At 60.4% G+C, this 18,915-nt stretch carries 19 protein-coding genes and 1 riboswitch; of the genes, 4 read left to right on the plus strand and 15 right to left on the minus strand.

Annotation, left to right across the window (positions count from 1 at the left end; translation table 11 throughout):
* Positions 1-161 precede the first annotated feature (161 nt).
* Positions 162-1,634, minus strand: a complete 1,473-nt coding sequence (guaB, locus tag CMG77_RS02305; RefSeq protein WP_286903546.1) for an IMP dehydrogenase — start codon at positions 1,632-1,634, stop codon at positions 162-164.
* A gap of 144 nt (positions 1,635-1,778) precedes the next feature.
* On the opposite strand from guaB, the gene xseA reads away from it, so the two are divergent.
* The 4 genes from xseA to CMG77_RS02320 all read left to right on the plus strand — a co-directional run bounded on the left by xseA (position 1,779) and on the right by CMG77_RS02320 (position 5,501).
* Complete coding sequence (gene xseA / locus CMG77_RS02310) at positions 1,779-3,122, plus strand: exodeoxyribonuclease VII large subunit (protein WP_286903547.1); 1,344 nt, start codon at positions 1,779-1,781, stop codon at positions 3,120-3,122.
* Between the two features lie 112 nt (positions 3,123-3,234).
* Positions 3,235-3,340, plus strand: a riboswitch (TPP riboswitch).
* 67 nt (positions 3,341-3,407) lie between these two features.
* Positions 3,408-4,538, plus strand: a complete 1,131-nt coding sequence (locus CMG77_RS15725; RefSeq protein ID WP_353743442.1) for an FAD-dependent oxidoreductase — start codon at positions 3,408-3,410, stop codon at positions 4,536-4,538.
* Positions 4,504-4,707: a sulfur carrier protein ThiS gene (gene thiS, locus CMG77_RS02315; protein WP_286903548.1), complete on the plus strand. Its 204-nt coding sequence runs from the start codon at positions 4,504-4,506 to the stop codon at positions 4,705-4,707. The genes CMG77_RS15725 and thiS overlap by 35 nt, the downstream gene beginning before the upstream one ends.
* 2 nt (positions 4,708-4,709) lie before the next feature.
* A complete protein-coding gene (locus CMG77_RS02320; protein ID WP_286903549.1) occupies positions 4,710-5,501 on the plus strand; it encodes a thiazole synthase in 792 nt (263 codons plus the stop codon).
* A 141-nt stretch (positions 5,502-5,642) separates the two neighbouring features.
* Here CMG77_RS02320 and CMG77_RS02325 read toward each other — a convergent pair whose 3' ends face one another.
* The 14 genes from CMG77_RS02325 to CMG77_RS02390 all read right to left on the minus strand — a co-directional run bounded on the left by CMG77_RS02325 (position 5,643) and on the right by CMG77_RS02390 (position 18,915).
* Entirely contained in the window at positions 5,643-6,536 is an 894-nt protein-coding gene (locus CMG77_RS02325; RefSeq protein ID WP_286903550.1) for an AEC family transporter, read from the minus strand.
* Between the two features lie 35 nt (positions 6,537-6,571).
* Positions 6,572-8,020 (minus strand): ribosome biogenesis GTPase Der, encoded by a 1,449-nt coding sequence (gene der, locus CMG77_RS02330; protein ID WP_024459867.1) that lies wholly within the window; start codon positions 8,018-8,020, stop codon positions 6,572-6,574.
* A gap of 137 nt (positions 8,021-8,157) precedes the next feature.
* Positions 8,158-9,303: an outer membrane protein assembly factor BamB gene (gene bamB, locus CMG77_RS02335; protein WP_286806692.1), complete on the minus strand. Its 1,146-nt coding sequence runs from the start codon at positions 9,301-9,303 to the stop codon at positions 8,158-8,160.
* A complete protein-coding gene (locus tag CMG77_RS02340; RefSeq protein WP_024459865.1) occupies positions 9,300-10,001 on the minus strand; it encodes a YfgM family protein in 702 nt (233 codons plus the stop codon). The genes bamB and CMG77_RS02340 overlap by 4 nt, the downstream gene beginning before the upstream one ends.
* A 30-nt stretch (positions 10,002-10,031) precedes the next feature.
* A complete protein-coding gene (gene hisS / locus CMG77_RS02345; RefSeq protein ID WP_123637127.1) occupies positions 10,032-11,321 on the minus strand; it encodes a histidine--tRNA ligase in 1,290 nt (429 codons plus the stop codon).
* Between the two features lie 181 nt (positions 11,322-11,502).
* Positions 11,503-12,627 carry a flavodoxin-dependent (E)-4-hydroxy-3-methylbut-2-enyl-diphosphate synthase gene (gene ispG, locus CMG77_RS02350; protein ID WP_024459863.1) on the minus strand — a complete coding sequence of 375 codons (1,125 nt, stop codon included), beginning with the start codon at positions 12,625-12,627 and terminating at the stop codon, positions 11,503-11,505.
* 33 nt (positions 12,628-12,660) lie between these two features.
* Positions 12,661-13,617 (minus strand): RodZ domain-containing protein, encoded by a 957-nt coding sequence (locus CMG77_RS02355; protein ID WP_286804552.1) that lies wholly within the window; start codon positions 13,615-13,617, stop codon positions 12,661-12,663.
* A 7-nt stretch (positions 13,618-13,624) separates the two neighbouring features.
* On the minus strand, positions 13,625-14,368 hold the full coding sequence (gene pilW / locus CMG77_RS02360; RefSeq protein ID WP_123637125.1) for a type IV pilus biogenesis/stability protein PilW: 744 nt from the start codon (positions 14,366-14,368) through the stop codon (positions 13,625-13,627).
* A 71-nt stretch (positions 14,369-14,439) separates the two neighbouring features.
* The gene (rlmN, locus tag CMG77_RS02365; RefSeq protein ID WP_123637124.1) at positions 14,440-15,612 is read right to left on the minus strand and encodes a dual-specificity RNA methyltransferase RlmN; all 1,173 of its coding nucleotides are present in this window, start codon (positions 15,610-15,612) and stop codon (positions 14,440-14,442) included.
* A 48-nt stretch (positions 15,613-15,660) separates the two neighbouring features.
* On the minus strand, positions 15,661-16,089 hold the full coding sequence (ndk, locus tag CMG77_RS02370; protein ID WP_123637123.1) for a nucleoside-diphosphate kinase: 429 nt from the start codon (positions 16,087-16,089) through the stop codon (positions 15,661-15,663).
* Positions 16,090-16,274: 185 nt separating this feature from the next.
* Positions 16,275-16,694: a SufE family protein gene (locus tag CMG77_RS02375; RefSeq protein WP_123637122.1), complete on the minus strand. Its 420-nt coding sequence runs from the start codon at positions 16,692-16,694 to the stop codon at positions 16,275-16,277.
* 25 nt (positions 16,695-16,719) lie between these two features.
* Positions 16,720-17,256, minus strand: a complete 537-nt coding sequence (sufT, locus tag CMG77_RS02380) for a putative Fe-S cluster assembly protein SufT (RefSeq protein ID WP_024459857.1) — start codon at positions 17,254-17,256, stop codon at positions 16,720-16,722.
* Positions 17,257-17,271: 15 nt separating this feature from the next.
* Positions 17,272-17,643, minus strand: coding sequence for a HesB/IscA family protein (locus CMG77_RS02385; RefSeq protein WP_024459856.1), 372 nt, complete (start codon positions 17,641-17,643; stop codon positions 17,272-17,274).
* Positions 17,644-17,664: 21 nt separating this feature from the next.
* The gene (locus CMG77_RS02390; RefSeq protein WP_286804553.1) at positions 17,665-18,915 is read right to left on the minus strand and encodes a SufS family cysteine desulfurase; all 1,251 of its coding nucleotides are present in this window, start codon (positions 18,913-18,915) and stop codon (positions 17,665-17,667) included.

Consider the following 18,915-nt stretch of genomic DNA (forward strand, 5'->3'; position numbering starts at 1 on the left):
GGGGTATGGCCTTTAAAGACCCGCCGTGAACCCATCCCTGGGGGCTTCTCGTCGGCTCCCTGCCTCCGAGAGTCTTTAAAGGCCATACCCCGCATCGGCCCTTGGTGTTGCGCAAGATTCACTGGCGACACCAGTAAGAACCTGAACCAGAATAATCTGTGTTACCGCCCTACCGGATAGTTCGGGGCTTCTTTGGTGATCTGTACGTCGTGGACGTGGCTTTCACCCATGCCGGCAGAGGTGACGCGGACGAATTGCGGCTGGGTGCGCATTTCGTCGATGTTGTGGCTGCCGGTGTAGCCCATGGCCGCGCGCAGGCCGCCCATCAGTTGATGGACGATGGCGTTGAGCGGGCCTTTGTAGGGTACGCGGCCTTCGATGCCTTCCGGAACGAGTTTTTCAGCACCCTGGCTGGCGTCCTGGAAGTAGCGGTCGCTGGAGCCCTGGGTCTGGGACATGGCGCCCATGGAGCCCATGCCGCGGTAGGCTTTGTAGGTGCGGCCCTGGAACAGTTCCACTTCGCCCGGGGCTTCTTCGGTGCCGGCGAACATGGAGCCCATCATGACGGTGTGGGCGCCGGCGACGATGGCTTTGGCCAGGTCGCCGGAGAAGCGTACGCCACCGTCGGCGATGATGGGGATGTCAATGCCTTTCAGGCCGTCCACGACATTGGCAATGGCGCTGATCTGCGGTACGCCCACGCCACTGACGATGCGGGTGGTGCAGATGGAGCCGGGGCCGATGCCCACTTTGACCGCGTCGGCGCCGGCTTCAACCAGGGCTTTGGCGGCGTCGCCGGTGGCGATGTTGCCGCCGATGACCTGCAGCTCCGGATAATCTTTCTTGATGCGACGGACGCCCTCGATCACGTTTTTGGAGTGGCCGTGGGCAGTGTCCACCACGATCACGTCCACACCGGCCTGAACCAGAGCGGCGACCCGGTCAGGGGTGTCCGGGCTGGTGCCGACNCTGGCGCCCACGCGCAGGCGACCTTCCGGGTCTTTNCAGGCGTTGGGGTATTTTTCGGCTTTGTTGATGTCCTTGACGGTAATCAGGCCCTTCAGCTCGAAGTTGTCATTGACCACCAGGACTTTTTCGATACGGTGCTTGTGCAACAGGCTGCGCACTTCGTCGTTGCTGGCACCTTCTTTGACGGTCACCAGCTTTTCTTTCGGCGTCATGATGCTGGAGACCTTGGCCTCCAGGTTGGTTTCAAACCGCACGTCGCGACCGGTGACGATACCCACCAGGTCACCGTTGTCCAGCACCGGCAAGCCGGAGAAGTTGTTCTGCCGGGTCAGGGCCAGCAGGTCGCTGATGGTGGCGTTCGAGTCGATGGTGATCGGATCTTTGACCACGCCGGCCTCGAACTTCTTGACCAGGCGGACTTCCTGAGCCTGCTTTTCGATNCTCATGCTTTTATGGATGATACCGATGCCACCTTCCTGGGCCATGGCAATGGCCAGGCGCGCTTCGGTGACGGTATCCATGGCGGAGGAAATCAGCGGAATATTCAGTTGAATGCCGCGGGTCAGCCGGGTTTTCAGTGAGACGTCTTTGGGCGTGACGTCTGAATAGCCCGGCAGGAGCAAAACGTCGTCGAACGTGAGGGCTTCTTCAGCAATACGCAACATACAGCCAACCTTTATCCTGAGATAAGTAAACCGTCAATTATACCGCCCACACGGCTGTGGGTAAACTGCCATCACCGGTTAAAAGTCATTGTTTTNCCAGTCATTTTCGACATAAGCCCTGTCCGGTTTGGGTATAATGCCAGCATGTTTGAAAATGACCCCACAACCACCTCCGAACGGCCGATTTTCTCTGTCAGCCAACTCAACCGGCGCGCCAAGCAGTTGCTGGAAACCCACCTGCCCCTGATCTGGGTGGAGGGGGAGATCTCCAACTTTGCCCGCCCCTCCTCCGGCCACTGGTACTTCACTCTGAAGGACGATCAGGCCCAGGTGCGCTGTGCCATGTTTCGCGGCCGCAACCAGCAGGTGCGCTTCAATCCACAGCAGGGCCAGCAAGTACTGTTACGGGCCCGGGTCAGCCTGTANGAGAACCGCGGCGATTATCAGCTGATTGCCGAGCACATGGAGGAGGCCGGCGCCGGCGCCCTGCANCGNGCCTTTGAGGCNCTCAAACANAAGCTCGCGCAGGAGGGCCTGTTCGACCCGGCCCGCAAGCGGCCCATTCCCGCCCTGCCCCGTCATATTGGCGTGATCACCTCGGCCAGNGGCGCNGCGGTNCGGGATATTCTCACCGTGCTGCAGCGCCGCNTCCCGAGCATTCCGGTCACCCTGGTGCCGGTACCCGTGCAGGGCAAAGAGGCCGCTCCCGCGATTGTTGAGGCCCTGTCGTTGGCNAACCGATCGGGGCTGTTTGATGTACTGATTCTGGGCCGGGGTGGTGGTTCCNTGGAGGACCTGTGGCCGTTTAACGAGGAAGTGGTGGCCCGGGCCATTGCCGCCAGCGACCTACCGGTGATCAGCGCCGTGGGTCACGAAGTGGATNTCACCATCGCCGATTTTGTCGCCGACCTGCGCGCGCCGACCCCCTCCGCTGCTGCGGAGTTGGTGGTGCCCGACGCCAGCGAATGGTTGGTCAGGTTTCGCNGCTACGAGCAGCGCCTGACCCAACTGACGCGTCGCCGCCTNCAGGCCGAGCAACANCATCTGCAACATCTCAGNAAGCGCCTGCGTCATCCCGGGGAGCGTTTGCAGCAACAAAGCCAGCGTNTGGACAGCCTGGAGCTGCGTTTGCGTCGCGTCATGCAGCAGCGATTGGGGCAGGCACGCCAGCGCCTGGACAATCTCGCGGCTCGCCAGAAAGCGCANCGGCCGGAGCCACAACTTCGCCAATGGCAAACCCGCATCGAGCAGCTTCGCCAGCGGCTGAACCGACAGATGCAACAGACCTTGAAGCAGCAGCGCCAGCGACTGAGCGAAGCCGGGCGATTGTTGCACGGGGTGAGTCCGCTGAACACGCTGGAGCGCGGTTATGCCATCGTGCACAACGACGCCGGTGAGGTGATTCGGGATGCGGCGCAGGTGAAGCCCGGGGAGCGGATCCGAACGCGGGTGGCGGCCGGGGAGATTCTCAGTCGGGTGGAGGAGTAGNGGTTTGNTTTNCGGCGGATGCGCCTTCGGCTTATCCGCCCTACGCGGNCTTGTACGCNCTNCGCATCCGCCGTAACCGTTGATTCTGGCTTTCGCTCTGGTTACTATAAATACGAACTTGTCGGGGTGCCCTGCGTAAGGGGCTGAGATCGGTCANACCGAAACCCGTTGAACCTGATCAGGTTGATGCCTGCGGAGGAAACAAGCGAGCCTGGCCCTGTCTGGCCCCCTTCCCCTGCTTCAAACTCCTGATCTCACACGCTNTACCTTTGTGTTTGAGGTCTTATGAGTCATGCAAAACTTTCCATCGGTATTGCCGGTGCGGGCCTGCTCGGGCGNNTGATCGCCTGGCAGNTGCTCCGCAAAGGGCACCGCGTCATGCTGTTTGANCGCGGCCCGGAACACGGCACCCAGGCCGCCGCCTGGACNGCGGCGGGNATGGTCGCGCCGCTTAGCGAAGCGGTCGTCTCCGACCGGTTTATCTACGATATGGGCCGCTACGCCCTGCGTCAGTGGCCNCAGTGGGTNAANCAGTTACCNGCGCACCGNCGNCCGCTGTGGCAATTCAANGGCAGCCTGGTGGTGGCCCATCCCCAGGANCAGTCNGAACTGACCCAGTTTTACCGGGACCTGTACCACGTCACCGGCGACACCCAGGGTTACCAGTGGTTGACCCGCCCNGCGCTTCACTCGTTGGAGCCAGATCTGAACGACCAGTTCCAGCATGGGCTTCTCCTGGAAAACGAAGGGCATCTGGACAATCNCACCCTGTTCACCGCGCTCGGGAATGCCCTGCGGGAGTTGGGCGGTCACTGCGTNTTTGATTGCGAGGTGGAGCTGGAGTCCGGCCTGATACACACNCCGTCGGGCCCNCGCCGTTTCGATCAGGTGATTGANTGCCGGGGCANGGGCGCCAAGTCCGGNTTCCCGGAATTGCGCGGNGTNCGCGGTGAAATATTACAGGTGCAGACNCGGGACCTGACNNTGAACCGGCCANTTCGGTTGATGCACCCGCGCTANCAGCTCTACGTCGTNCCCAANCCCGACCATCACTTTGTGATNGGCGCCACNCAGATAGAAAGTGAAGANCGCTCGCCCATGTCGNTGCAATCGTCACTGGAATTGAGCAGCGCGCTGTANACNNTGGCGCCGGCCTTTTCCGAAGCNCGAATCGTCGAGCAGTCCGTCAATCTGCGNCCCGCNNTGCCGGACAANAANCCNNGGATCACNCGNGAAGATCGCCTGCTACGNGTGAACGGCCTNTTCCGGCACGGNTATCTGCTGGCACCGGCGGTGGTCGATCAGGTGNTGGCGATGATCGACGNAGGCGCCGACACCGAATTNGCACCCCATTTATTGAANCTCTCCCGGAACGCTCTCAATGATANTNGTNAGTCTGAACAACGAGCGGGTTGAGNTGCCCGCCGACACGCCCCTGANCGANGCTCTGCAGCGGTGGCAGTATGCNGACCAGCCNGTGGCNGTTGCCATCAACAGTGAATTTNTNCCCCGGGCACAGTACCCGCAGGTGGTTCTGCAAANCAGCGATCAGGTCGATGTGGTTCGNCCCGTGGGAGGAGGNTGATCATGTCNCAGGATCNATTGGTTTTNTACGGNGAATCGTTCGACAGCCGGTTTCTGCTGGGGACCGCNCTCTACCCTTCACCACAATGCATGCTGGACGCNATTCAGTCCGGGCGCTGCGAGGTNGTCACNCTGGGGCTGCGTCGGCAAAACCCGACCGAGGGCAGCGGCGATGCGTTCTGGCAAATGATTCAGCGCAGCGGCTGTCGATTACTGCCCAACACCGCNGGCTGTAAAACGGTCAAGGAAGCCGTGACCCTGGCGGAAATGAGNCGGGAAATATTCAACACCGAATGGGTCAAGCTGGAGGTCATCGGCGATGATTACAATCTGCANCCGGACCCCTTTGGNCTCGTCGATGCCGCCGGACAATTGATTCAGAAAGGCTTCAAGGTNCTGCCCTANTGCACCGACGANCTGATTNTNGGCCANCGNCTGCTTGATGTGGGCTGCGAGGTNTTGATGCCCTGGGGNTCNCCCATCGGGACNGGTCAGGGGCTGCTCAATCGCTACAATCTGAGAACCCTGCGCGAGCGCTTGCCGGACACGCCGCTGATCATTGATGCNGGNNTGGGCGCCCCCTCGCAGGCTACCGANGCGATGGAGATGGGGTTTGATGGTGTGCTGCTGAACACCGCAGTGGCGAAAGCACACAACCCGCCCTTGATGGCCGAGGCGTTTGCCGANGCNATTGATGCNGGCCGAAAAGCCTTCANAGCCGGATTGATGACCCGCCGGCAGACGGCCAGCCCCAGCACGCCGACCATCGGGCAGCCGTTTTGGCATCAGGCGTAAATGGGAGGGAGNTGTCNGCTTAAGCGCGCCCGAGGTGGTTGTCGGCTTACGGCCTTTGGCCTAAGCCGACCTACGGAACGGTCTTCCTGAGCNNCGAGTAGGTCGGCTTAGCGCANCGCGCGTAAGCCGACAATCACACCCTTACAGCAACTGACTCCAAAGCGGCACGGTCACCAGCGACAGCAACANNCCGTAACCGACAATGGTNGACACCAGCCTCGGCGCCAAACCATGAGCCATAGCCACCACGCCCGCCGAAATCATCGCCGGCATTGCCGTCTGTAACGCGACCGCCTGCGCCGCCACGGAGTGCAGATCCAGCACGGCGAACACCGCAAACACAATCGCCGGAATCAATACCAGCTTATACCCCAGACCCACGGTCAGCGGGAGCAGGTGTTCCTTATCCAGTTTCAACTGCCACTGCAGCCCCACCGCCACCATCACCACCGGCACCAAGCTCTCCGCAATCCGTCCGGTGGCGTAAGTGAACCAATGCGGGTAATCCAGCGGGAAGGTCGCAAACGCGAGCAACAGCACCACGAACGGCGGAAAGGTAAAGATGGTGCGGCTGACTTTACGCCAGGAGGTGTCCTGCCCGCTATACCAGGCCGCCACAATGACCGCATAGGTATTCAGGGCGATCACCGTGCCGGTCTGATCGTAAAGCAGTGCGTAGGGTAGTGCTTCAGGTGGGAGCAGTGCCTGAATCAGGGGAATACCGACAAAGGAGGTATTGCCGAGCACGATCACCAGCATCAAGGCGCCGGTCACCGAACGGGACCAGCCGAACCCGCGCGCCGTCAGCCAGACCAGTGCGGCGGTCGATGCCATCACCACCCAGGTACTGATCACCGGCAACAGCGCCCGTTGATCCAGGGTCAGTTTGGGAATTTCGGTGAGGATCATTGCCGGCAGCGCGACATACAAGACGTAGAGATTGAGCGCACTGGCCGCATCCCGGGGCATCCGGCTCGATCGCTGCAATAGCAGACCGATACCAAGACACGCCAGAATCAGAAGCAGGTTACTCATTCGTCTACCCCGGGAATGATGTCACGCCGCACGCATCAAGGGCGTCGACCACGCGGCGCCTTGCGCTCTTTTCCGGGGCCTGAGGGCGACTTGCCTTTGGCGCCTTTACTGCCCGGACCGCGGTTACCCGGCCCTCGCCCGCCCTGGTTTTTGGGTTTGGAGGGGCGTCCGGCGAAGGGGTTTTCGCTGGATTTGAACTCGATCCGTACCGGCGTTCCCTCGAGCTTCAGAACCTGGCGAAAGGTCTTTTCCAGATAGCGCGCGTAGTGACTGGGCACCGCCTCGGTCTGATTGCCGTGAATCACCACAATGGGCGGATTGTGGCCACCGGGGTGAGCGTAGCGCAGTTTGATACGGCGCCCCTGCACCATGGGAGGCTGATGCTCGCGCACCGCATCCTGCAGGATGCGGGTCAGGAAATTCGTGGAGAACTTGTCCGTGGCGGACTTGTAGGCACCCTCTACGGATTCATACAAGTGCCCTACCCCGGTGCCATGCAAGGCGGAAATAAAATGGATTTTGGCAAAGTCCACAAAGCGCAACCGGCGCTCGAGTTCGTTGCGCACATATTGCTTGTGGCCATCGTCCAGACCATCCCACTTGTTCAGAGCAATCACCAGCCCTCGACCGGCATCAAGGACGTTGCCCATCAGGTGCAGGTCCTGATCCACCACGCCTTCACTGGCGTCCATCACCAGAATGGCGACGTGAGCATCGTCAATGGCCTGGAGGGTTTTCACGATCGAGAACTTCTCGACCGACTCGGACACGTTTTTGCGCCGGCGAACGCCGGCGGTGTCGATCAGGGTATAGTGCTTTTCAAACCGCTCGTAATGAATATAGACGCTATCCCGGGTGGTACCCGGTTGATCATAGACCACCACCCGATCCTCACCAAGCATCCGGTTGACCAGCGTGGATTTACCCACATTGGGCCGGCCCACCACCGCGATCTTGATGCCTTGATTGGTCGGGGCCGGTACCACTTCCTCAACCGGCAGCTCGGCCACCACATCGGACATCATGGACTTGACGCCCCGGCCATGGGTGGCCGTGGTCGGGAAAATCTCGCCCAGCCCCAACTCATAGAACGGCGCCAGGGCCAGGTCCGGGTCTACACCGTCAATCTTGTTGGCGACCAGATAGGTCTTTTTGTTCTGCACCCGCAGATGCCGGGCGATCATTTCATCCGCCGCGGTCAGTCCGGCCCGGGCATCCAGAATAAACAGCACAATGTCCGCTTCCTGAATCGCCTGCAGGGACTGGCCCGCCATGGCGCTATCGATGCCCTCTTCCTCGCCGCTGATACCGCCGGTATCAATCACCATAAAACGGCGGCCTTCCGCCTGCCCTTCACCGTATTTCCGGTCGCGGGTCAGCCCGGCGTAATTCGCCACGAGCGCATCCCGGGATTGGGTCAGACGGTTGAACAGCGTGGATTTGCCCACATTGGGGCGGCCCACCAGGGCAATAACTGGAATCATAATGGAGGCATCGAAGATCGGTAGAACGCAAAGGCGCCTAGGATAGCGGATTGGGGACTTTTTATACAGCCATAAACGAGATCGCCGCCGAAACCCCGGTCAGGAGGTCGGCGGCGAGGCAGTTAACGAGGGAACTATCAATCCCGAGGCTTGACCTCAAGTGCTACCAGGCGTCCGCCATCGGTCTGCACATACAGGGTGTCGCCATCGGTGACCATGGTGCCGGAAATACCGCCCCGATCAAGGCGGCGGCGGGCGGCGAAGCTGCCATCATCGCGCTTGAGCAGATGCAGGTAGCCGTCATAATCCCCCACCGCCAGGTAGTCACCAACGACCTGGGGGCCATTGATGAGGCGGCGCAGCAACTGATCGTTCTGCCAGCGCATTTCACCCGTCGCGGTACTGAAGGCCTTGACCACACTGTCGGCCTCGGAGAGGTACAGAGTGCGACCTTCAGCGGACAAATCCTTATGGGTCGAGGCCTCCTGACTCCACACGGGCCGGCCATTGTTGCGGCCCAAAGCAGTCACGTTGCCCTGAAAAGACGCGGCAAACACCACCCCTTCGTGCAGCAGCGGAGAAGCATCCACGTCAACCATGCGTTCAATCTCGGAGCGACCTTGCGGCAGAGCCACGCGGCGCTCCCAGAGGACCAGGCCATTATCCGGGTTGAAAGCCATCACCTTGCCCGTGGCGAAGCCGGCAATCACCGCCGAATCCGTCATGAGCGGCGAAGCAGTACCCCGCAGCGTCAGCACCGGAGGCGGGCTATCGTATGCCCAGCGGGTTTCTCCAGTCTCGGCATCCAGCGCGTGCAGTCGGCCATCCATGGTCTGGGCGGCCACCACAGTGCCATTGGTCTGGGGAACGGAAATCACTTCACTGCTCAACGCGGTGCGCCACAGCTCCTTACCGTCCTCATTGGCCAGGGCGACCACCTCGCCGTTGCCCGTGCCGTAGAGCAGCACGCCGGCATTGCTGCTCACGCCGCCGGTAATGGCATCATCGGTTTTCTGACGCCAGAGGCGCTTGCCGTTGGCGCGATTGAAGGCGAACACGCGACCCTTGGCATCAGCCGCGTAAATCCGGTCGCCATCAAGAGCTGGCTGCAACTTGACCACGGCCTTGTCGGTGCCCGAACCGACGCCGCTCCGCCAGACAATGTCCAGCTCCGCCGTCGGTTCGAAATCCACCAGTTCCACCGGCTCTGTACCGTCTTCTTTCGAAAACAGCGCACAGCCGGAAAACAGCAAAGCACAAAGCGCTACTGCGCATAACCTCATGAAGCATTCTCCTCGGAGCCCGACGTATCGTCCGCCGTGGCCGGTTGTACATTATCCAGTTTCATCTGCAGCAGCAGAACGCGGTTCTGTTGCTGCGCGTCAAGCGAGTCCAGTGCGCTCTGGTAGGCCTGAGCCGCCCCGTCGTTGTCACCCTGCTCGCTCAGAATGTCCCCGCGAGCTTCGGCGTATTCGGCCGCAATGCTGTCGGCGGGAGTGCCAGCCTCCAGGGTCGCCAGCGCGTCATCGAGTTGTCCGCGAGCTGACAGAACCCGGGCCAACCGCAGGCGAGCCAGCTGCTGGATTGCCTCCGCGGTTTCCTGTTCCAGAACCCAGCGCAACTCACTTTCAGCGGTTTCCAGGTCACCCTCATCGACGGCCCAGCGGGCGCGAATCAGCGCCGCATTTGCGCCGTAGGCACTGTTGGCATGCTCGGTTTTGAGCTGTTCAACAAGCTCGCCGGCCCGCGCACGATCGTCTTCCGAAACGGCGCTGCCTTCCTCGACCGCCAAAGTTTCCAACAGTTCAGAATATATCGCCGAGCCCGCTTCGGCCTTGGCCTGCTGCTGGTCCTGGTAGGTATTCCAGCCAAAATAGCCGCCCACCGCAATCACCACGGCGGTCACAATCCATTTGCCATTTTCCTTCCACCACCGCTTGAGGGCCTCAAGCTGTTCTTCTTCAGTCAGATGATCGCTCACGTTGTACTCCTGTTATTGTCAAAATTCGTTTCAGAGGTTGCTCAGCGCGGGCCAGTAGGCCCGTAGCTGCTCGATAGTCTGGTCCAGCGACAGTGTTTCCTGGGGCCGATCCTCACGCAGATACTTGAGTGAGAGTTGGCCGTTACGGGCTTCGTCCTCCCCCAGAATCAACGCAATGTCGGCGCCGCTTTTGTCCGCCTTTTTCATCTGGCTCTTGAAGCTGCCGCCCCCGCAGTGGGCCAGCAACTGCAGCCCCGGCAGCGCATCGCGCAACCGTTCGGCCGAACGCATGGCCGAGGATTGTACCTCACCCACCGCCACAAGATAGACCTGAGTGCGACGATCAAGGCCCTCGGGCAGTTGCCCGGTGGCCTGAAGCAGCAACAGCAGGCGCTCGAGGCCAATACCAAACCCGATGGCCGGCGTGGGCTTACCACCCAGTTGCTCGACCAACCCGTCATAGCGGCCACCGGCGCATACCGTACCCTGGGCGCCCAGGGCGTCGGTCACCCACTCAAAAGCGGTTTTCCCATAGTAATCAAGCCCTCGTACCAGACGGGGGTTGACCTCAAAGGGAACACCGGCTTCGGTCAGCATGGCTTTGAGGTGCTCGAAATGGGCGGCAGACGCTTCGTCGAGATGCTCAAGCAGTACCGGCGCACCATCCAGAATTTTCTGGGTGTCGGGGTTCTTGCTGTCCAGAATACGCAGGGGGTTGGACGTCAGGCGACGCTGACTGTCTTCATCCAATTGCTCGCGGTACTGGCTCAGATAGTCCACCAGCGCGGTTTTATAGGCGGCGCGAGCCTCGCTGCTGCCCAGGCTGTTCAACTGCAGCGTGACCTGGTCGGCCACACCCAGCGCGCGCAGCATGCGCGCACTGAGCAGCAATACTTCGGCATCAATATCCGGCCCGGTCATGCCGAACACTTCGACCCCCAGTTGGTGAAACTGACGGTAGCGGCCTTTCTGCGGACGCTCGTGGCGGAACATGGGGCCCATGTACCAGAGCCGCTGGGTCTGGTTGTACAACAGGCCATGCTGTTCACAGGCGCGCACACAGGAGGCGGTACCTTCGGGCCGCAGCGTGAGACTATCGCCATTGCGGTCATCGAAGGTGTACATTTCCTTCTCCACAATGTCGGTCACTTCACCGATGGAGCGCTTGAACAGCTCGGTGCTCTCGACGATCGGGAAACGGATTTCCCGATAGCTGTATTGCTGGAGGATGGACTTGAGGGTATTTTCCAGGTACTGCCACTGTCCGCTCTCATCCGGCAGCAGGTCGTTCATTCCTCGAATGGCTTGCAGTTTTTTCAAAGTGGGTTCCTAAAATCTTCTTTGGTGTTTGATGCTTTAGTTTGGGTTGCGGCGGACTTTCTTCGCTCAGGATCGTCGAACCCTGGTTACGGCGGATGCGCTTCGCTTATCCGCCCTACGCAACCTCCGCAGCCAAGCGTAGGGCGGATAAGGGCGAAGCCCGCATCCGCCGTCACCGGGTCTATCCCCGCACAATCAGATTCGCTTCCTCTTTTTCCAGGCGCGCTTTTTTCTCCTCGGCCTTGGCGCGGATCAACCGCTCCAGATCGTCCACCAGAGTGTCATTGGCGAGCTTCTGACTCGGTGCCCCGTCGATATACACCAGATTGTTGGGGGTACCGCCGGCGAGCCCCAGGTCGGCTTCTTTGGCCTCACCCGGGCCGTTGACCACGCAGCCAATCACCGCAACATCCAGCGGCACGGTGATGTCTTCCACGCGCATTTCCAGCTCGTTCATGGTCTTGATGACATCGAAGTTCTGCCGGGAGCAGCTTGGGCAGGCAATAAAGTTCACTCCCTTGTTACGCAGCTTCAGGCTCTTGAGCAGATCCCAGGCGACCTTAACCTCTTCCACCGGATCCGCTGCCAGGGAAATGCGCACGGTGTCGCCGATGCCATCCATCAACAGCGCGCCCAGGCCGACCGCCGACTTTACGGTACCCGCCCGTAGACCGCCGGCTTCGGTGATGCCGAGGTGCAGCGGCTGATCAATTTCCCGGGCCAGCTTGCGGTAAGCGGCGACCGCCATAAAGACATCCGAGGCCTTGACGCTGACCTTGAAGTCGTAAAAATTCAGTTGATCGAGAATCTCCACATGCCGCAGGGCCGATTCGACCAGCGCATCCGGAGTAGGCTCGCCGTACTTTTTCTGCAGATCTTTTTCCAGAGAGCCGGCGTTGACGCCAATGCGGATCGGGATATTCATATCCCGCGCTTTGTCCACCACCGCGCGAATGCGCTTTTCCCGTCCGATGTTGCCGGGATTGATGCGCAGACAATCCACACCCAAGTCCGCCACCCGCAAGGCAATGCGGTAATCAAAGTGGATATCCGCCACCAGGGGAATATCCACCTGTTTGCGGATGGCTCCGAAGGCTTCGGCGGCCTCCATGCTCGGGACCGAGACGCGCACGATATCCGCTCCGGCAAGCTGCAGGCGCTGAATCTGATCGACGGTCGCGGCCACATCGGTGGTTTCGGTGTTGGTCATGCTCTGCACGGAGATCGGCGCTCCGCCCCCAACGGGCACATTGCCAACCATAATCTGGCGGGACTGACGGCGTACAATGGGCGACTCACTGTGCATGATGCGATCCTGTGATGGTTCGGTTCAGGGGTATCAATTGACCGTCAGGGTCATCAGGCGACCACTGACCGGCGGAACAAAATCAAAACGCTCACCGTTGAGCTCAACCTGGGCCGCGCCGGCATTGCCGAGCTTCACCGTAAAGGGCGCCTCACCGGAGAGCAACAATTCCCGACCGGGCTGAAGCAGATCGGTTTCGAGCACGTCCCCACGGCTGTCGGTCACTTCTACCCAGCATTCTTCCGAGAAGGTCAAACGCAGCTGATCGAGCACTTCCGGGTCGTTCATTGACGCACCGGGACTGCTCACTTCCGTTGCTGCCAGAGGCTCCACGGCACCGCTTGACGCTGCCGGAGGTTCAGAGCCGGTCAACGCCGCGGCCGAGTTCGTCTCGGCGCTTGCGGTCGGCGCTGCCTCAGTCGCTTCCTCGGTCCCATCGTCCACACTGCCCGCTACCGCTTCTTGTTCAACTGCCGGCTCCTCAGTCAGGGCCGACGTCGGCGCTGGCGCCTTCAGTTCACTGATCGGGTCCACCATGGCGCTATCCGCCACGGGATCCTGCCGGTTGCCCAGAAACCAGACCGACAGTGCCCAGATGCCCGCCAGCAACACCAGAATCCAGAGCACAAATTTCCACAGGGACCGGGTCGGCTCGGGCACATTGATTTTCAACGGGCTTTCTTCGGGATCATCCGCCAACCCGGCCTGACGCCGAGCCTGCTTGTAGGCCTGAAGCAGGTCCTCGGGTTCCAGGCCGAGCAGTTTCGCGTAAGTACGCAGATAACCGCGAATGAACGTATCGGAGTGCAGCCGATCGTAATCGTCCGCCTCCAGAGCACGCACCTTGCTGACGGTCATCCGCAGCTCGCGGGCGACATCCTCTTCACTGAGCTTGGCCTTTTCCCGCGCGGCTTTGAGCAGCGCGCCTGGGTACGCCTCCGGGGCGAGCTCCGGAACCTCGGCCTCGGCGGGTTGTTCTTCAGTTGACATCAGGACCTCAACGACTCATTTCGCGTTTGTATTCCAGATACTCATCGGAATAAGGAAAGCGATTTTTCAATGCCAGCGCATAACTGGCTTCTTTGTCTTGGTTGCCGAAGATCCTTTCGATTTTAATACCCAACAGCAGCGAACGGGCCGACTGACGAGACACCTCGCCGTACTGATCCAGGTAGCGCTTGGCCTGCGCGTATTCTTTGTCCTGGAAACTGATGTCTGCCAGCTCCAACAGGACCGGCGCCAGGCGTCGATCCAGGGTAAACGCATGTTCAAACGCCGCACGGGCGCGCTCTTCACGCCCCAGTTGCTTGGCGGTGCGCCCCAGGCTGAGCAGCGCTCTAGCCCGATTGTCGTAGCTCAGATCTTCACTGACGATTGAGAACTGCTCATAGGCCTCTTCGTAACGCTGTTGTCTGAATAGAAAAGCGCCGTAGTTGTTACGGGCCTGAGAAAAGCTCCGGTCTTCCCGAAGCGCCGACTTGAAGCTGTCCTCAGCACGCTCCACCTCACCTTCCAGTTGAAGCAGCATGGCCTGTGCCGCGTAGGCTTTGGCCGAGTCATCATCGAGTTCAAACGCTTTCTCAATATGGTGACGAGCCGAGTCCCGGTTACGGTTGTCGATGTACGCCATGGCCAATCGATAGTGGGTATCCAGGGCTGCCTCGCGGTCCACTTGCGGACCGCTGGTCTGGGTCACGCAGCCGCCCAGCCCGAGCAACGCCAGCAATCCCAGCGCGGCCATTGAACGCCATACTCGGCGCGGGTTTCTATGTGCTTTTATCATCACCCTTACCTCTTGGTCACAGACGCTCGTCAGGGAGACGGCGCAATTATTTTTACGGTTTGCAGTTCGTCAAACTTCGCCCGGTACCGCTCACTGCGCTTGGTCATATCGTTGACCGTGCCCGCGAGCTGACCACAGGCGGCATCAATGTCCTCACCCCGCGTGGTACGGATGGTAGTGATATAGCCCGCTTCCATCAAAATGGTCTGGAACCGACGAATCGCATTGTTACTGGCCCGTTTGTAGTCGGACAGTTTGAACGGGTTGAACGGGATCAGATTGATTTTTACCGGTACATCCTGAAGCAGTTCCGCCAATTGGTGGGCGTGTTCCGGACGATCGTTGACATGATCAATCATGGTGTACTCGATGGTAATGCGCCGATGGGTATCGGGCAAACCCGCGATGTAGCGCTTGGCGGAATCGAGCAGCACGGCGATGGGGTACTTTTTGTTGATCGGCACCAGCTCGTTGCGCAGTTCATCGTTGGGCGCGTGCAGGGAAATCGCCAGGCAGGCGTCGGTGTACTGCCCCAGCTTGTCCAGCGCCGGCACTACGCCTGAGGTACTCAGGGTCACCCGCCGCTTGGAGATGCCGTAGGCGTTGTCCTCCATCATCAGGTTCATGGAGTCCACGACATTGTCGAAATTCAACAGCGGCTCGCCCATGCCCATCATCACCACGTTGGTCACCTTTCGCGGACCATTGGGCTGAAGCTGATTGAAGGACTTGGCCGCAATCCACACCTGACCGATGATTTCCGCTGCGGTCAGGTCCCGGTCAAAGCCCTGCTTGCCCGTCGCGCAGAAGCTGCAGTCGAGCGAGCAGCCCACTTGGGAGGAGACACACAGGGTGCCCCGATCGCCTTCGGGAATAAATACCGTCTCTACAATGCTGCCGCCGGTCACGCGAATCAGGAACTTGCGGGTGCCGTCGGACGAGTCCAACTGCTGGATGACTTCCGGTGCCCGGATTTCGGCCACTTCTTTGAGCTTCTCCCGCAGCGACTTGCTGATGTTGGTCATCTCGTCGAAGTTTTCCGCGCCGCGCTGGTGAATCCACTTCAGCACCTGAGTCGCTCGGAAGCGCTTCTCGCCAAAGGACTCGAAAAAAGCCACCAGCTTGGCCTCGGGCAGGCCCAGCAGATTGGTCCGCTCGGTCTTGGACGGGTCAGCGGTGTTGGCAGCGGGTACAGCGGTCATGTGAATACCTGTATGAACGAAATGAGCTCGGGAATCTCGGCGTCCGCATCAGCTGCGAGCGAAAATTTCCCCGGGTTCGAAAAAGTAGGCGATTTCCCGTGCGGCAGACTCGGGCGAATCCGAGCCGTGCGCCGCGTTGATGGACACGCTTTCAGCGTAGTCCGCGCGAATGGTGCCCGGCGCGGCCTCTTCCGGGTTGGTCGCCCCCATCAACTCGCGATTGCGGGTGATGGCGTTGTCGCCGGACAGCACCTGTACACAGACCGGGCCGGAGGTCATAAAGTCCACCAACCCCTCAAAAAACGGCTTGCCCTGGTGCTCGGCATAGAAGCCCTCGGCCTGGGCCCGACTCAGTTGAATCATCTTGAGTGCCACGATCTTGAGGCCAGCTTGCTCGAAACGGCTCTCAATGGCACCGATCAGGTTTTTCCGTACCGCGTCCGGTTTGATGATAGAGAGGGTCTGTTGTTCGGGCATCGAAGGCTCCAGTGTCAGTCGCGCAAAATGGTCTCGGATCAGCCCCGCCCCCTCGGGGGCGGAGAAATGCGGGAATTATACGCGGGTTGCGCCTATAAGCCACCCCGGCAGGCGCGATTGACCGCAAACTGTGCACCGATCGACGCCTCTGGAAACCGGGCTGCAGATCAAGCGGCACCGGCGGTTCAGGCGGCGCGAGCGATATCCTGGATTCGGGCCACCATGGCGCGCAGACCGTTACCCCGGGTGGGACTGAGGTGCTTCAGGAGGTTCAGCTCGTTGAAGTAGCCTTCAATATCAAAATCCAGCACCTCGGCAGGGCTTTTGCCGTTGTAGGCGGCCAGCACCACGCCGAGCAGGCCTTTGACGATAAAGGCGTCACTGTCGGCGTCGAACCAGAGCTTGCCGTCCTCTTCCCGATGGGTCAGCCACACCTGACTCTGACAGCCGCGCACCAGGTACGCCTCGGTCTGGTAGGCCGGGTCGAGCGGTGGTACCTCTTTCCCCAGGTCAATAATGTACTTGTAGCGATCCTCCCAGCTATCGAAAAAGCTGAGGGTCTCGACGATATCGTCGGCGCTGATGTCAGTTCCGAATTGGGACATACCACTGAATCCTGAGGGTTAAACCTTAAAAGAACATTCCGGTCTCGAGCTGGGCTTCTTCGCTCATCATCTCCCGGCTCCAGGGCGGATCGAACACCAGGGAGACCGCCACGTAATCGACGTTGGGCACCTTGGCCACCCGCCGCTCGACATCACCCACCAGCACCGGCCCCATACCACAGCCGGGCGCCGTCAGGGTCATCCTGATGCTCACCCGCTGTTCGCTCTGGTCGACGTCCACCGCGTAAATCAGCCCCAGATTGACCAGATCCACCGGAATCTCCGGATCATACACAGTGCCCAGAGCTTCCCAGACCTGATCTTCATTGATGCGCTGATCGGCGGGCGGCGGAAAGTTGAGCTCCTGGGCCTCCAGGCCCAGGGCGGCCGCGTCGGTGCCATCTACCCGCACCATCTGGCCGTGATAGGTCAACGTATAGTTGCCACCCAGAGATTGGGTGATCGTCACGAAGGTGTCTTTGGGAATGGTCAGGTGCGTGCCGTCGGGCACCCGGCGGGCCGGGCAGTCCGCCTGGGCCACCACCATACGTCGTTCACTCATCGGGGCCCCGGGCGTCTAGGAGGAAGCATTCACAACGCTGAAACTTTCCCCGCAGCCGCAGTAATCCTGAGCATTGGGGTTATTGAATTTGAGCTGGCGATTGACGCCTTCAATGACATAATCGATCTCGGTACCGCTGACCACATTGAGGCTGTCCCGGTCGATGTACAGCGAGACGTCGTCCGCCAGTTCATAGCACACATCGTTCTCGCGCCCGTCGGCCACCAGGTCCACCACGTACATGAAACCGGTACAACCGCTCTCTTTCACGCTCAGACGTACCGCCTGCGCCTCCTGGTTGAGGCCCAACTGACGCCGGAAGTGTTCCACTGCAGCCGGAGTGACCGCAACGGCCTGCCGAGTGGGATCAAATGACTCTACTGCCATCTCACTCTACTCCTGTGTTGTTCAAAAAAACTGCCGAGCCTTTTCAAGGGCCTCGAACAGCCGATCCACCTCATCAAAGGTGTTGTAAAACGCAAAGCTGGCGCGCACCGTACCCGGAATATGGTATTGCTCCATAATCGGTTGCGCGCAGTGGTGTCCGGTACGCACCGCCACACCCTGTTGATCCAGCAGAAACCCCAGATCGTTCGGGTGGGTGCCCTCGACCAGAAAGCTCAACACGCTGACCTTGTGCGCCGCCGTGCCCACCAGAGTGATACCCGGGGTCGCAAACGCCTTCTCTTCCGCATAGGCCAACAGGGCCCGCTCGTGCGCAGCGGCGGCTTCCCGGTCCAGCCCATTGAGGTAGTCAATGGCAGCGGCCAGGCCAATGGCACCAGCGATATCCGGGGTGCCCGCCTCAAACTTGTACGGCAACTGGTTGTAAGTCGTGCCGGCGAAGCTCACTGACTGGATCATCTCGCCACCGCCCTGATACGGCGGCATGGCTTCGAGAAGGTCGCGTTTGCCGTACAGCACGCCGAATCCCGTGGGACCAAACAGTTTATGGGCCGAAAACACATAGAAGTCGCAATCGAGCGCCTGAACATCGATGGGCCAGTGACTTACCGCCTGGGCGCCATCAATCAGCGCCAGTGCGCCGTGCTTGTGCGCCAGGGCAATAATGTCATCGATGGGATTGACCGTACCCAGAGCATTGGACACGTGCCCGACCGCCACCATACGCACCTGACCCTGCTCGAGCAGCGTTTCCAGCGCCGCCAGCTCCAGCGTGCCCGTCTCGTCCACCGGAATGGGTTCGACGGTTGCGCCGGTGGCCTCGGCCACCATCTGCCAGGGCACAATGTTGGAGTGGTGCTCCATCGCCGAGACCAGAATCCGATCACCCGCCTTGAGGTTATTGCGACCCCAACTGAACGCCACCAAGTTGATACTTTCGGTGGTGCCGCGCGTCCACAGAATCTGTTCGCGATGCGGTGCGTTGAGGAACTCGGCCACCGTTGACCGCGCACCTTCAAACTTTGCCGTCGCCCGCTCCGCCAGCGCATGGGCACCACGATGCACATTACTGTTGTCGTGCAGGTAGTAGTGACTGATCGCATCAATCACCGCCCGTGGCTTCTGGGTGGTCGCGGCGTTATCCAGATACACCAACGGATGCCCGTTCACCTGCTCCTGCAGGATCGGGAAATCCCGGCGTACCGCTTCCACATCGAAGCCGGCGGTGCTCTGTAGTGCTTCCGGTCTGTTCAT

Source organism: Marinimicrobium sp., from assembly GCF_002695945.1.
GTDB lineage: Bacteria > Pseudomonadota > Gammaproteobacteria > Pseudomonadales > Cellvibrionaceae > Marinimicrobium > Marinimicrobium koreense.